At 55.9% G+C, this 14735-nt stretch carries 10 protein-coding genes; 7 read left to right on the forward strand and 3 right to left on the reverse strand.

The window, feature by feature from the left end:
* Positions 1-116: 116 nt before the first annotated feature.
* The 5 genes from purL (at position 117) to glnB (ending at position 8579) form a co-directional block, all read left to right on the forward strand.
* Positions 117-4007 (forward strand): phosphoribosylformylglycinamidine synthase, encoded by a 3891-nt coding sequence (purL, locus tag ACQE32_RS00480; protein WP_427021174.1) that lies wholly within the window; start codon positions 117-119, stop codon positions 4005-4007.
* Positions 4008-4630: 623 nt separating this feature from the next.
* Positions 4631-6055 (forward strand): sensor histidine kinase, encoded by a 1425-nt coding sequence (locus ACQE32_RS00485; RefSeq protein WP_426971631.1) that lies wholly within the window; start codon positions 4631-4633, stop codon positions 6053-6055.
* A gap of 6 nt (positions 6056-6061) precedes the next feature.
* Positions 6062-6781: a two-component system QseEF-associated lipoprotein QseG gene (qseG, locus tag ACQE32_RS00490; protein ID WP_250650612.1), complete on the forward strand. Its 720-nt coding sequence runs from the start codon at positions 6062-6064 to the stop codon at positions 6779-6781.
* Positions 6781-8118, forward strand: a complete 1338-nt coding sequence (glrR, locus tag ACQE32_RS00495) for a two-component system response regulator GlrR (protein ID WP_427021175.1) — start codon at positions 6781-6783, stop codon at positions 8116-8118. Before qseG ends, glrR begins: the two co-directional genes overlap by 1 nt.
* A 122-nt stretch (positions 8119-8240) precedes the next feature.
* Complete coding sequence (gene glnB, locus ACQE32_RS00500) at positions 8241-8579, forward strand: nitrogen regulatory protein P-II (protein WP_038624670.1); 339 nt, start codon at positions 8241-8243, stop codon at positions 8577-8579.
* Between the two features lie 111 nt (positions 8580-8690).
* Here glnB and ACQE32_RS00505 read toward each other — a convergent pair whose 3' ends face one another.
* Together ACQE32_RS00505 and hmpA are read right to left on the reverse strand one after the other, a co-directional pair.
* A complete protein-coding gene (locus ACQE32_RS00505; RefSeq protein WP_426971634.1) occupies positions 8691-9383 on the reverse strand; it encodes an aspartate/glutamate racemase family protein in 693 nt (230 codons plus the stop codon).
* A gap of 37 nt (positions 9384-9420) precedes the next feature.
* Complete coding sequence (hmpA, locus tag ACQE32_RS00510) at positions 9421-10605, reverse strand: NO-inducible flavohemoprotein (RefSeq protein ID WP_427021176.1); 1185 nt, start codon at positions 10603-10605, stop codon at positions 9421-9423.
* Between the two features lie 320 nt (positions 10606-10925).
* Between hmpA and glyA the strand changes: the two genes are divergently transcribed.
* Together glyA and ACQE32_RS00520 are read left to right on the forward strand one after the other, a co-directional pair.
* Positions 10926-12179, forward strand: a complete 1254-nt coding sequence (gene glyA, locus ACQE32_RS00515; protein ID WP_426971636.1) for a serine hydroxymethyltransferase — start codon at positions 10926-10928, stop codon at positions 12177-12179.
* A 126-nt stretch (positions 12180-12305) separates the two neighbouring features.
* A complete protein-coding gene (locus ACQE32_RS00520) occupies positions 12306-13460 on the forward strand; it encodes a 3-phenylpropionate MFS transporter (protein ID WP_427021177.1) in 1155 nt (384 codons plus the stop codon).
* Here ACQE32_RS00520 and csiE read toward each other — a convergent pair.
* A complete protein-coding gene (gene csiE / locus ACQE32_RS00525; RefSeq protein WP_426973022.1) occupies positions 13443-14711 on the reverse strand; it encodes a stationary phase inducible protein CsiE in 1269 nt (422 codons plus the stop codon). The two genes, ACQE32_RS00520 and csiE, sit on opposite strands and share 18 nt — an antisense overlap.
* Positions 14712-14735 lie beyond the last annotated feature (24 nt).

Below are 14735 nucleotides of genomic sequence, written 5' to 3' on the forward strand. Positions count from 1 at the left end.
GCGGAAATTTCAACGCAAACGGTTTCGTTACCGGCCCCGTTTCTTTATAATATCGTCCGTTTTCCCTGTTGCGCCCAAAGAAGCGCCCTCCGGCACTTCGAAGACGAGAGATCTTAATGATGGAAATTCTGCGTGGTTCGCCCGCTCTGTCGGCATTTCGTGTAAACAAACTGCTGACCCGTTTTCAGGACGCTCACCTGCCGGTGAGTGATATTTACGCCGAGTATGTCCATTTTGCCGATGTCAGCGCACCGCTGAACGCAGAAGAAAAATCCCGCCTGCAACGTCTGCTGAAATACGGTCCCTCTCTCGCCGAACATGCGCCACAAGGGCGTCTGCTGCTGGTAACGCCCCGTCCGGGCACCATTTCTCCCTGGTCTTCTAAAGCCACCGATATTGCCCATAATTGTGATTTACCGCAGGTGCGCCGTCTTGAGCGTGGGCTGGCCTTTTATGTGCAGGCGCCACAGCTAACGGAAGCACAGTGGCCGCAGCTGGCCGCGCTGCTGCATGACCGCATGATGGAAACGGTGTTTAGCGAGCTACAGGAAGCGGAAAAACTCTTTGTGCAGCAACAGCCGCAGCCGCTGCAAAGCGTTGATATTCTGACGCAAGGGCGTGCCGCGCTGGAGACGGCGAATCAGAAGCTGGGGCTGGCGTTAGCCGATGATGAAATCGACTATCTGCTGGCCGCGTTTAAAAAACTGGGGCGCAACCCGAACGATATCGAGCTTTATATGTTTGCTCAGGCTAACTCTGAGCATTGCCGCCATAAAATTTTCAATGCGGACTGGGTAATCGATGGCGTATCACAGCCGAAATCCCTGTTCAGGATGATCAAAAACACCTTCGCCGCCACGCCAGACTATGTGCTGTCAGCCTATAAAGATAACGCGGCGGTAATGGAAGGCTCGGCGGTGGGGCGCTTCTATGCGGATGCGCAGCAGGGCGTTTACGATTTCCATCAGGAGCCGACCCATATTCTGATGAAGGTAGAGACCCATAATCATCCCACGGCGATCTCGCCATGGCCGGGCGCGGCAACCGGCTCCGGCGGCGAAATTCGTGACGAAGGTGCTACAGGCCGGGGCGCTAAGCCAAAAGCGGGGCTGGTGGGCTTCTCGGTTTCTAACCTGCGTATTCCCGGCTTTGAACAGCCGTGGGAAGAAGATTTCGGCAAGCCGGATCGCATCGTTAGCGCGCTGGATATTATGACCGAAGGCCCGTTGGGCGGCGCGGCGTTCAATAATGAATTTGGTCGTCCGGCGCTGAACGGTTATTTCCGTACCTATGAAGAGCGCGTAAACAGCCATAACGGCACCGAGCTGCGTGGCTACCATAAGCCAATTATGCTGGCGGGCGGTATCGGTAATATCCGCGCCGATCACGTGCAGAAAGGCGAAATTACGGTTGGCGCGAAGCTGATCGTGCTGGGCGGGCCTGCGATGAATATTGGTCTGGGAGGCGGCGCGGCCTCGTCGATGACTTCCGGCCAGTCCGACGCCGATCTCGATTTTGCATCAGTGCAACGCGATAATCCGGAGATGGAGCGTCGCTGTCAGGAAGTTATTGACCGCTGCTGGCAGCTGGGCGAAGAGAACCCGATTCTGTTTATTCACGATGTCGGCGCGGGCGGCCTGTCGAACGCGATGCCGGAACTGGTCAGCGATGGTGGACGCGGCGGACGTTTCAACCTGCGTGATATTCTCAATGATGAGCCAGGCATGAGTCCGCTTGAAGTCTGGTGTAATGAATCGCAGGAGCGCTACGTGCTGGCGGTGGCGCCAGACAAGCTGGCGCTGTTCGATCGGTTGTGTCAGCGTGAACGCGCCCCTTACGCGGTGATTGGCGAAGCGACGGAAGAGCAGCATTTAACCCTTTCCGATAGCCACTTCGACAATCAGCCGATCGACATGCCGCTGGACGTCCTGCTGGGCAAAACGCCGAAGATGACGCGCGATGTCAGTCGTCAGCAGGCGCAGGGAGAAGCGCTGGTACGCGATGGCGTTACGCTGGAAGAGGCGGTTAAACGTGTTTTACATCTGCCGACCGTAGCGGAAAAAACCTTCCTGATTACCATTGGCGATCGCAGCGTAACCGGCATGGTGGCGCGCGACCAAATGGTAGGGCCGTGGCAGATCCCGGTCGCTAACTGTGCGGTTACTACCGCCAGCCTCGACAGCTATCATGGCGAAGCTTTCTCTATTGGCGAACGTGCGCCGGTCGCACTGCTGGACTTTGCTGCCTCGGCCCGTCTGGCGGTGGGAGAGGCGTTAACTAACCTGGCGGCAACTGACATTGGCGCGCTGAAACGCGTGAAGCTCTCGGCTAACTGGATGGCCGCAGCCGGGCACCCGGGCGAAGATGCAGGCCTCTACGATGCGGTAAAAGCTATCGGCGAAGAGCTTTGTCCGGCGCTGGAGCTGACGATCCCGGTAGGGAAAGACTCAATGTCGATGAAAACCCGCTGGCAGCAGGAAAATGAGCAGCGTGAAATGACCGCGCCGCTGTCGCTGGTGATCACCGCTTTTGCTCGCGTGGAAGATGTGCGCCGCACGGTAACGCCGCAGCTGCAGACGGCGGAAGATAACGCGCTGCTGCTTATCGATTTGGGTAAAGGGCAAAATGCTCTGGGCGCAACCGCTCTGGCGCAGGTGTATCGTCAGCTGGGCGATAAACCGGCCGACGTACGTGATGTTCAGCAGCTGGCAGGCTTTTTCAGTGCCATACAGGCGCTGGTGCAGGCCGGGAAACTGTTGGCTTATCATGACCGTTCTGACGGCGGCCTGCTGGTCACGCTGGCAGAGATGGCGTTTGCCGGCCACTGCGGGATCGAAGCGGATATCGCCACGCTGGGCGCGGATGCGCTGGCGGCGCTGTTTAATGAAGAGCTGGGCGCTGTGATTCAGGTCAGCGCGCAGGATCGCGCAGTGGTAGAAGCGCTGCTGAGCGAGCATGGCCTGAGCGACGGCGTTCACTATCTTGGCAAGGCGCTGCCGGGCGATCGTTTCGTGATCCACGCGGGCGATAAAGTGGTCTACAGCGAAAGCCGCTCTACGCTACGCGTCTGGTGGGCGGAAACCACCTGGCAGATGCAGCGTCTGCGTGATAACCCCAACTGTGCCGATCAGGAACATGAAGCGAAAAAGGATGATAACGATCCGGGCCTGAACGTTCATCTCACCTTTAAGCCACAGGAAGATATCGCGGCTCCCTTTATTGCCCGCGGTGCCCGGCCAAAAGTGGCCGTGCTGCGTGAGCAGGGCGTCAACTCGCATGTTGAGATGGCGGCAGCTTTCCATCGCGCCGGCTTTGATGCGGTGGATGTGCATATGAGCGATCTGCTGGCTGGCCGTATCGGCCTGGAAGAGATGCAGGCGCTGGTTGCCTGCGGCGGTTTCTCCTATGGCGACGTGCTGGGCGCTGGCGAAGGCTGGGCGAAATCAATTTTGTTCAACAGCCGCGTTCGCGATCAGTTCGAAACCTTCTTCCATCGCCCGCAAACGCTGGCGCTGGGGGTTTGTAACGGCTGTCAGATGATGTCTAACCTGCGTGAGCTGATCCCCGGCAGCGATCTCTGGCCGCGTTTTGTACGCAACCAGTCCGAGCGTTTTGAAGCGCGCTTCAGCCTGGTTGAAGTAGCGGCCAGCCCGTCGCTGTTGCTGGAAGGTATGACTGGCTCGCGTATGCCGATTGCCGTATCGCACGGTGAAGGCTTTGTCGAAGTGCGTGACGCTGCCCATCTTGCTGCACTGGAGGCAAAAGGCATCGTGGCGCTGCGTTTTGTCGATAACTATGGCAAGGTAACCGAAAACTATCCTGCTAACCCTAACGGCTCGCCAAACGGCATAACTGCAGTGACCAGTGAAAACGGCCGCGTCACTATTATGATGCCGCATCCGGAGCGCGTGTTCCGTACCGTGAGCAACTCCTGGCATCCAGCCGAATGGCATGAGGATGGCCCGTGGATGCGCATTTTCCGCAATGCGCGTAAACAGCTGGGATAATTTCTCATCCTGCTATCAACCGCACCGTTTTCGGTGCGGTTTTTTTGTTTTTAAGGGAGCGTTGCTAATCTGCGACAGTGAAGGGGATCGGGTGTCTCCAAAAGGAGACATTTAACTCCATGATATTTATAAAGTATTAATAATGGTACTCAGGCTGTTGCCAATAAGCGACAGAGGCGAGGGGCGATATTTAGGTTAAGTCGCTTTTCACCAATAGCTGCCACGGCAATCCCTTAATAATTAGCCAGTTATATAAATATTTCAAAGTTGGCACATTGTTTGCTAATATATCCGCAGTGGCTCATTCACCTCCTTATGACAGCCCTGCTAACGCGGTCAAGCGCTTCATAAAACGCCGAATGACGCACAAAACGGTGCCTGCCGTCCACGTACCGATAATAGTTCGCTTGCGACTTTATCAAACACCGGGCGCAACGTTGAGTTAGGCACCACCTAATTTTAATGCGGTGAATGTTCATCGCATCTGGAACGGCAGGGCTTCGGCTCTGCCGTTTTTATTTCTGCGGCCATTGCCGCGTTCCCGCTGGCTGCTTTTTGCTTCAGACTTTCCTCCCGCCGCGTTGTTGGTTAGCATCATTCTCACTTCAATAAGGATAATGCATGTGAAAACCTGGCGACTGTTTCCGCGTTCCCTGCGTCAGCTGGTGCTGATGGCGTTTTTACTGGTCTTGCTGCCGCTGCTGGTACTGGCATGGCAAGCCTGGGAAAGCCTTTCGGCGCTCAGCCAGCAGGCTGCCGATACTAATCGCACCACGCTAACCGACATCCGGCGCAGTGAGGCTATGGCACGCACCGCGCTGGAGCTGGAGCGCAGCTATCGTCAATATTGTGTTCTTGGCGATCCGATGCTGGCGCGGCTCTATCAAACCCAGCGCGTACGCTATTCTCAGATGCTGGATGCCCACGCTCAGGTGCTGCCCGACCTGCGCGCCTGGCACAGCCTGCGTCAGGCATTGTCCCGGCTGGAGCAATTGCACTGTCTGAACAGTAACCCGATCAGCGCTGCCACGGAGAGCCTGACAAGCTTTTCCAGCGCGAACGCGCAAATGGTACAGGCCACGCGTGAAACCGCTTTTTCGCGTGGCTTACAGCTGCAACGGGAGATCGCCGAGCGCGGACAGTTCTTTGGCTGGCAGGCGCTGCTGCTGTTTATGGTAACGCTGGGGCTGGTACTGTTGTTTACCCGCATGATTATCGGACCGGTAAAAAGAGTTGAAAGGATGATCAACCGGCTGGGCGAAGGCCGGCCGCTGGGCAATATGGTCGGCTTTAAAGGCCCGCGTGAAATCCGGGCGCTGGGCCAGCGCATTATGTGGCTGAGCGAACGGCTGGCATGGCTGGAATCACAGCGCCATGAGTTTTTACGCCATATCTCCCATGAGCTAAAAACGCCTCTGGCCAGCATGCGCGAAGGCACCGAGCTGTTGGCGGATGAGGTAGCGGGGCCGCTGACCGCCGATCAGAAAGAGGTGGTCGCCATTCTGGACGGCAGCAGCCGTCATTTGCAGCGCTTGATCGAGCAGCTGCTTGACTACAACCGCAAGCTGGCAGACAGTCCGCAGCCGCTGGAAACGGTAAACCTGGCGGAAATTATTCATAGCGTGGTTGACGCGCACGCGCTTCCGGCGCGCAGTAAACTGATGCAAACCGAGGTAGACCTGCAGGTTGCCACCTGTCGCGCGGAACCGATGCTGTTGATGCGGGTGATCGATAATCTCTATTCTAACGCTGTATATTACGGCAGTGAATCCGGTACCATTTGGCTGCGCAGCCAGAAGCACGGCAACCGGGTATGGATTGATGTTGCTAACACCGGCACGCCGATTCCGGTTGCAGAACAGGCAATGATCTTTGAGCCTTTTTTCCAGGGAAGCCAGCAGCGTAAGGGCGCGGTTAAAGGCAGCGGTCTGGGGTTGAGCATTGCCAAAGATTGCCTGCGGCGTATGCAGGGCGATCTGCAGCTAATCACCACGGATCAGGCTGATGTTTGCTTCCGTATTGAACTTAATTTGAGCGCCGGGAAATGATAGCCAATGACCATATTTACATTCTCTGCCGCACAAAGTTTTGGCCGTCCTCTGCTGTTGATGTCGGCCTTACTGGTTGCTGCCTGTCAGCAGCCCACACACAGCGTTTTACCCAATCAGGCTGCGACGCCGCCTGAACCAAAAATCAATATCGTTGATTATCTGGCGGTGGATTGCGCTCGCGTCTGGCACATTGATGACAGCAGCAGTATTAAAAATCCGCTCTACTGGATACGCGCCATTGATTGCGCAGCCAGGCTGTCGCCGGTACAGGCGCGGGCGGAGGCGCACGGCTGGCCCGCCACTAACTGGCAAAACAGCTTTAAGCAGGGGATCCTGCTGGATAACGGCAACGTTACGCCGGTTGAACGGCGTCAGTACGTAGAGCAGTTGGACAGTTTCAGCGTGGCTTATCCCGCCTCGGTTCGCCCGCTACTGCAGCTGTGGCGTAATAACCAGGCGTCCCAGCTGGATTTATCAGAAAGCCGGACGCGCTACCATCATCTGCAGCAGAGCAGCGACAGTCAGCTTGATGCGCTGCGGCAAAAGCAGCGCAGCCTGAATCGGGAGTTGATGGAGACGCGTCGCAAGCTGGAGACGCTGACCGATATTGAACGGCAGCTCTCGTCGCGTAAGTCGCCTGATGTCTCAGATAATAGTCATTCTGATGAGAGCGTGACATCTGCGCCGTCAGGTGAAAACAGCCATGAAAAAGAGGCGCAATAATGCCACGTAACTCTGCCCGTTTGCTGCTGGTTGATGACGATCCCGCGCTGCTAAAGCTATTGGGAATGCGTCTGACCAGCGAAGGTTTTCAGGTCACGACGGCCAGCAGCGGGCCAGACGCGCTGCGTCAGCTGAATAGAGAGAAGGTCGATCTGGTGATCAGCGACCTGCGTATGGATGAAATGGATGGTCTGGCGCTGTTTGGCGAAATTCAGAAGCTCCATCCTGGCCTGCCGGTGATTATCCTGACGGCGCACGGCTCGATACCTGAAGCGGTTTCAGCCACGCGCCAGGGCGTTTTCAGCTTTCTTACCAAGCCTGTGGATCGGGATGCGCTCTATAAGGCGATTGATGAAGCGATGTCCCATAGCGCGCCAGCCAGCAATGATGCCTGGCGCGAAGCGATCGTTACCCGCAGCCCGCTGATGCAGCGCCTGCTGGAACAGGCGCATATGGTGGCGCAATCTGACGTCAGCGTGCTGATTAACGGGCAAAGCGGTACCGGTAAAGAGGTGCTGGCGAAGGCGATTCATGCCGCCAGCCCGCGAGCCGGTAAACCTTTTATTGCCATTAACTGCGGCGCTTTGCCGGAACAGCTGCTGGAATCGGAGCTGTTTGGTCATGCCCGGGGCGCCTTTACCGGGGCGGTAAGCGCGCGTGAAGGATTGTTCCAGGCGGCTGAAGGCGGCACGCTATTTTTAGATGAAATCGGCGATATGCCGCAAACGTTGCAGGTTAAGCTGCTGCGCGTGCTGCAGGAACGGAAAGTACGGCCTTTGGGCAGCAACCGCGACCTGGACATTAACGTGCGCATTCTTTCCGCCACCCATCGTGATTTGCCGAAAGCGATGGAGAAGCAGGAGTTTCGCGAGGATCTGTTTTACCGCCTGAATGTGGTAAGCCTGAAAATCCCGGCGTTACATGAGCGTGCCGAGGATATTCCGCTGCTGGCGAATCATCTGTTGCGCCAGGCGGCAGAACGGCATAAACCCTTTGTCCGCAGCTTCTCAACCGATGCCATGAAGCGTCTGATGAGCGCCAGCTGGCCCGGCAACGTGCGTCAGCTGGTTAACGTTATTGAGCAGTGCGTGGCGTTGACCTCCGCGCCGGTAATTAGCGAGGCGCTGGTGGAGCAGGCGCTGGCGGGCGAAAACACGGTGCTGCCGACCTTTGTCGAGGCGCGTAATCAGTTTGAACTCAACTATCTGCGTAAGCTGCTGCAGATGACCAGAGGCAACGTTACCAACGCGGCGAGGCTGGCAGGACGCAATCGCACCGAGTTTTATAAGCTGCTGGCGCGTCACGAGCTGGATGCTAACGACTTCAAAGAGTTGTAGTTTTTAGTGCCGTTCACGCGGTCAGATATGTTAGCTTAGCCTGCGGAAACAGAGATCGTATCTACCGCACACAGTCTGAGTATTACCCGTCCGGCCACGGAGGGAGAGAAAAAGGGTCCGTTATGAAAAAGATTGACGCAATTATCAAACCGTTCAAGCTCGACGATGTTCGCGAGGCGCTGGCTGAAGTGGGCATTACCGGGATGACCGTGACTGAAGTAAAAGGCTTTGGTCGCCAGAAAGGGCATACGGAGCTTTATCGCGGCGCGGAGTATATGGTCGACTTTCTGCCGAAGGTAAAGATTGAAATCGTAGTGGCTGACGACATTGTCGATACCTGCGTCGATACCATTATGCAGACGGCGCAAACAGGCAAAATCGGCGACGGCAAAATCTTTGTCTACGATGTGGCGCGCGTGGTGCGTATTCGTACCGGTGAAGAAGATGAAGAGGCGATCTGATTCCACTGGCTGCTAACGTCCAGGCGAGCTGATTGCTTTCGCGCCTGGACGCCAGTGGAGTTTAAATCCGAACGCACTCTTTGCCAGCGCCTGGTCGGGGCTGGCTTTTCATCAGGCTAATGCCAGCGCGACGGCCGCTTCAGCATGAATTTGCGTGGTGTCGAACAGCGGAACCGTCGCATCCTGTTGATCGATAAGCAGCGTAATTTCCGTACAGCCCATAATAATGGCTTCCGCTCCCTGCGCGACCAGCTCTTCCATCACCGCGCGATATTTCTCTCGGGAAGCGGCATTAATATGGCCCAGGCACAGCTCCTGATAGATAACCTGATGCACGGTTTCGCGTCCGGCTTCATCCGGGATCACTACTTCAATGCCATAGTCGTTCTGCAGCCGCTGTTTATAAAATGCCTGCTCCATCGTAAAGCGGGTGCCTAACAGCCCGACTTTACCCATCCCGGCCGTTTTAATCGCTTCCGCCGTGGCGTCGGCAATATGCAGCAGCGGAAGAGTGCACGCCGAGGCGATTGCAGGTGCCACTTTATGCATGGTATTGGTACAGAGCACGATAAAATCAGCGCCCGCCGTCTGCAAAGCGTGGGCTGCTGCCGCAAGCTTTTCTCCTGCTTCCTGCCAGTTACCGGCCGCCTGCAGCTGCTCTATTTCATAAAAATCCACGCTATACATCACCAGCCTGGCAGAGTGCAAACCACCAAGCTGCGCGTTGATGCCTTCGTTGATAATTTTGTAATAGAGCGCCGTTGACTCCCAGCTCATCCCGCCCAACAAACCGATCGTTTTCATGCGTCACCTGCGTAAATACCCGGAATCAGCAATGAGCTTAAACCACTTTGTGCGGGCCAAACACCTCATAATGAATATGCTGATGGGGAACGCCGGCATCCAGCAGCTGACGCGCAATAAATTGCATAAAGCTTACCGGACCGCAAAGATAGTAGTGGCGATCTGTTTCAGCCAGCTCGGCGGCAACGGCAGAGAGATCTATTTTGCCCTGCGCGCTAAAGCGTCCGGCATCTTGCTCACGCGGTTTGCTGTACCAGACATGGCTGTTGAAATGCGGAAGCAACGCGCCGGTTTGCGCGACTTCATCAGCAAACGCATGGCGGGCACCGTTCTCTGCTGCATGAAGCCAGCTTACCGGTGCCTGGTGAGGCTGTTTGGCAAGGGCATGCAGCATCGCCAGCATCGGCGTTAAGCCGACGCCAGCTGAAATCAGGGTCACAGGTGTTGTCGCCTCGACCTGCAGGAAAAAGTCGCCGGCCGGCGCTGCCAGATTAACCACGTCGCCAACTTTTGCTTTCGCATGCAGCCAGCCGGAAACCGTACCCAGCGCTTCATGTTTTACGGCGATGCGATAGTCGCGACCATTTGGCGCATGGGTCAGAGAGTATTGCCGGATTTCATGGTTAGCGAAGTCAGGATCCTGCACATGCACGCCCAGATACTGGCCTGGGTTAAAATCCGCCACCGGTTCGCCATCTACCGGCGTCAGGGTAAAGCTTTTAATGACCTCGCTCTGCTGCTGAATAGCGCTGATACGGAAAGGCCGTGTGCCGCGCCAGCCGCCCGGTTTTTCCTCGTGATCATGATAAATTTCCTCTTCGCGCTGGATAAACACATTGGCCAGCACGCCATAGGCTTTGGCCCAGGCGTCCAGCACTTCCGGGCCAGGATTGAGCATTTCATCAATGGTGGCCAGCAGGTGTTTGCCCACAATCTGATACTGTTCCGGCTTAACGGAAAAACTGGTGTGTTTTTGCGCGATACGCTCTACGGCAGGCAGCAGAGCCGCCAGATTTTCAAGGTTAGCGCCATAAGCACAGATAGCGTCAAAAAGGGCCTGACGTTGATCGCCATTGCGCTGATTGCTCATATTAAACACATCTTTCAGTTCCGGGTTATGGGTAAACATCCGGTCATAAAAGTAAGCGGTTAGCGCAGGACCCGTTGCTGCCACAGCGGGCAGGGTGGATTTAACGGTGGCGATGGTTTGGGCATCAAGCATAATCACTCTCCAGTGAAATTTATAAATTGCATTTTAAATGCATGTTAATTGCTTTTGTCGTTATTTGTAAATAATCCTGGAAAAATAAAGGATGCTAACGTTAGCAATAATGAAAAACAGACAGGCGGCGACTGAATAACTGTCATGATAAAAGCAGGAAGGCAATCGGGCTGCAAACCTTGCCAGTGCTCAAGCCAATCGTTTGCGTAAAAAGCCGTTCACGAGGCTATGCTTCTACCTGCAAAACGGTTTACACTGTTGGCCTTCGCCCGTCAGGGCCATATAGTGCCGTTAAAAGTTAGCTGAGTCAGGAGATGCGGATGTTAAAGCGTGATATGAACATTGCCGATTACGATGCCGAGTTGTGGCAAGCAATGGAGCAAGAAAAGGTTCGTCAGGAAGAGCATATTGAACTGATTGCTTCAGAAAACTACACCAGCCCGCGCGTGATGCAGGCGCAAGGTTCACAGCTGACCAATAAATATGCCGAAGGCTATCCGGGCAAACGTTATTACGGCGGTTGTGAATATGTAGATATCGTTGAGCAACTGGCCATCGATCGCGCCAAAGCGCTGTTCGGCGCAGATTATGCCAACGTCCAGCCGCATTCTGGTTCACAGGCAAACTTTGCAGTCTATACCGCGCTGCTGCAGCCGGGCGATACCATTTTAGGTATGAACCTTGCACACGGCGGTCACCTGACGCACGGCTCTCCGGTAAACCTCTCTGGCAAACTGTATAACGTTGTACCTTACGGTATCGACGAAACGGGCAAAATCGATTATGACGAGCTGGCTTCGCTGGCACAGCAGCATAAGCCGAAGATGATCATTGGCGGCTTCTCCGCCTACTCTGGCGTATGCGACTGGGCAAAAATGCGTGAAATCGCCGACAGCGTTGGCGCTTACCTGTTTGTTGATATGGCACACGTTGCGGGTCTGATTGCCGCAGACGTTTATCCGAACCCGGTTCCGCATGCGCATATCGTTACCACCACCACCCATAAAACGCTGGCGGGTCCGCGCGGCGGCCTGATTCTGGCGAAGGGCGGCAACGAAGAACTGTATAAAAAGCTTAACTCTGCCGTTTTCCCAGGCGGACAGGGCGGCCCGCTGATGCACGTTATCGCGGGTAAAGCGGTGGCGCTGAAAGAAGCGATGGAGCCGGAGTTCCGGGTTTATCAGCAGCAGGTGGCGAAGAACGCCAAGGCGATGGTCGAAGTCTTCCTGGAACGTGGCTACAACGTGGTTTCCGGCGGCACCTACAACCATCTGTTCCTGCTGGATCTGGTGGATAAAAACCTTACCGGTAAAGAAGCCGATGCCGCGCTGGGCCGTGCGAACATCACCGTAAACAAAAACAGCGTGCCGAACGATCCCAAGAGCCCGTTTGTCACCTCTGGTATCCGTATCGGTACGCCGGCGGTCACCCGTCGCGGCTTTAAAGAAGCTGAAGTTCGCGAGCTGGCTGGCTGGATTGTAGATGTGCTGGATAACATCAACGATGAAGCGACCATCGAGCGCGTGAAGCAGAAAGTGCTGGAAGTTTGCGCTCGCTTCCCGGTTTACGCCTGAGAGTTTTCCTCTCGCTTTAGCTAAAAGCCCCGCCCCGTTGGCCGGGGCTTTTTATCCCCGCAGAAACCCTTAATTGCTTATCCTTCCACGATTTGCCAAAGTAAGCGCCTTATTGTCGGGGGATATATGACGGTCCGTTCAACATACTGGTTAGCACTCGGTTACTTCACCTACTTTTTTTGTTATGGCATCTATCTGCCTTTCTGGGCCGTATGGTTAAAAGGCAGCGGGCTGGATGCGGAAAAAATCGGTCTGCTGCTGGGGGCCGGAATGATTGCCCGCTTTGTTGGCAGCCTGCTTATCGCCTCACGAGTGCGCGATCCCTCACAGCTGGTGCTGGCGCTGCGTCTGCTGGCGCTGTTAACGCTGTTGTGCGCCGCCGGGTTCTGGCTGGGACAGCAGTGGCTGTGGCTGCTGCTGGTAATGATCGGCTTCAATCTGTTTTTCTCGCCGCTGGTGCCGCTCAGCGATGCGCTGGCCGCCACCTGGACGCGCCAAATCGCGCTGCCTTACGGGCCGGTAAGACTGTGGGGTTCGCTGGCGTTTGTCATCAGCTCGGCGCTGACCGGCGTGCTGATTACCGCCTGGAACAGCCAGGCGATCCTGGCGCTGTTAAGCGTGGGCATTGTGATGATGCTGGGTGGGATGCTACTGCGACCGGCAATAATGCCAGTGGGAGAAACTCGCGCCACGGAGAGCGCCGGGTGGACCGAATGGAAATCTCTGCTGCAGGAAAACAGCGTATGGCGTTTCCTGCTCTGCGTGACGCTGATGCAGGGCGCGCACGCCGCCTATTATGGCTTTAGCGCTATCTGGTGGCAGGAGGCGGGCTATTCCGCCAGCGTGGTTGGCTATTTGTGGTCGCTGGGCGTGGTGGCGGAAATTATCATTTTTGCGCTGAGCAATCGTCTGTTCCGCCGCTGGAGCGCGCGCGATCTGCTGCTGCTCTCCGGCATCTGCGCGCTGGTGCGCTGGAGCCTGATGGCCACGACCACCCAACTGCCATGGTTGATTGTCGCCCAGATCCTGCACTGCGGCAGTTTTACCGTTTGCCATCTGGCGGCAATGCGTTTTATCGCGGCGCGTCAGGGTGGGGAAGTGATTCGTCTGCAATCGGTTTATTCGGCGCTGGCGATGGGCGGCGGTATTGCGGTGATGACCATGGTGTGCGGCGTACTATTCCGCCATCTGCACGGTAATATCTTTTGGTTAATGGCGCTGCTGGTGCTGCCAGCGCTGTTTCTGCGTCCGCGCGTACAGGCCTCAGGATTCCAGCAATAGACGAATTCGCTGCTGCTGGTGAGCGGTTAACGGCAGCTCAGCATGAATGAAGGGTGGCGAATAGAGCGGTAGCGGGGCGGCATAAGGCGAGACCACCAGCGTCACGCCTTTCGGCGCTCCGTAACGCTGAAAGTCGCATGTTGATAAATATTTAATATTCAACGGCAACAGCGTGAGTTCCCGCAGCTGTTGCTCTAACTCCTTTTCCAGCGCAGCCTTATCGCCCGTCAACAGCAGCACCTGCTTCTCCTGCAAAGCGCTCTCCTGCATTAGCCAGGATCCGAAAATAACGGCGATCAGGCCCATCTCTTCTGTGGAAAAGCGGATGCCATAATGATTTTCAAAGGTTTCAACAGCGCTTTGCGTGGTACGCAGCAGGCGTGGATAGAGGCGGATAACCTCCTCAGAGAGGCTGTTATCGATACCGATCAAGAAATGGCAGCGGTCCAGCGCCTGAGCCAGATGCGTGTAGAGCTGGCTGCACAGCCCCTGTTCATTGCTGAAGCGCATGCCGGAAAGAGACTGAAAGCGCGCCATCAGCCGTTGGGTTTGCTCCATGAGTTCCCGTTCGCCCTGATGCGATAATCGCCCGGGGGAGGGCGCGTGGATCATACTGAACAGCAATGTATAGAAATCGATTTCGCTGGCGTCGGGTGCAAAGCGGCAGCGCCGCTGCCAGTGCTGAATCACCTCCTGTGCCGCCAGCCGCTCGGCTTTATTTACCAGCCAAAGCTGCTGACGGGCCGAAAAACTAGCCTGGCGCGCATGGCACAGCGAATATTGCATAAACAGCTGAAGAAACAGCCGATCGCGTGGGCTAAAGTTGCGTTGCAGGCGACCTGCACAGTGTTCAATCAGGGCCTGCAGGTTGCGCTCGTTATATAAAAGCTTTTCAATCTGACGCGCCTGCAGATGCTGGCGCAGTGCAGGCGTAAAATGACCTTCGATAAATACCGGAGAAACGCGCAGCGCCCGACGCAGCCAGTGCAGCAGGCAGAGGCGTCTGTCCAGCTCTTCGCCCTGCAGCAAAAATGTGCCGTCCTGCTGCTGTAAAATGGCGAGGCGGTGATAACGCTGGATCTCTTCATCGACCTCCGCTATATCTTGCCGGGCAAGCGGAGGATCTACATGATTGAGTTGGCACAGGCTATCCAGGGTCAGCAAGGGCTCGGGCAAATAGAGCATCAGCAGGAGATGACAACGACGCTGGGAACTGGAGAAGAGTGGTGCTGTAGTTGTAGCAGAACTCATCATGAATTTTCCGGTCAGTCATAC

It is taken from the genome of Pantoea sp. FN0302, from assembly GCF_050113775.1.
Taxonomy (GTDB): domain Bacteria; phylum Pseudomonadota; class Gammaproteobacteria; order Enterobacterales; family Enterobacteriaceae; genus Mixta; species Mixta alhagi.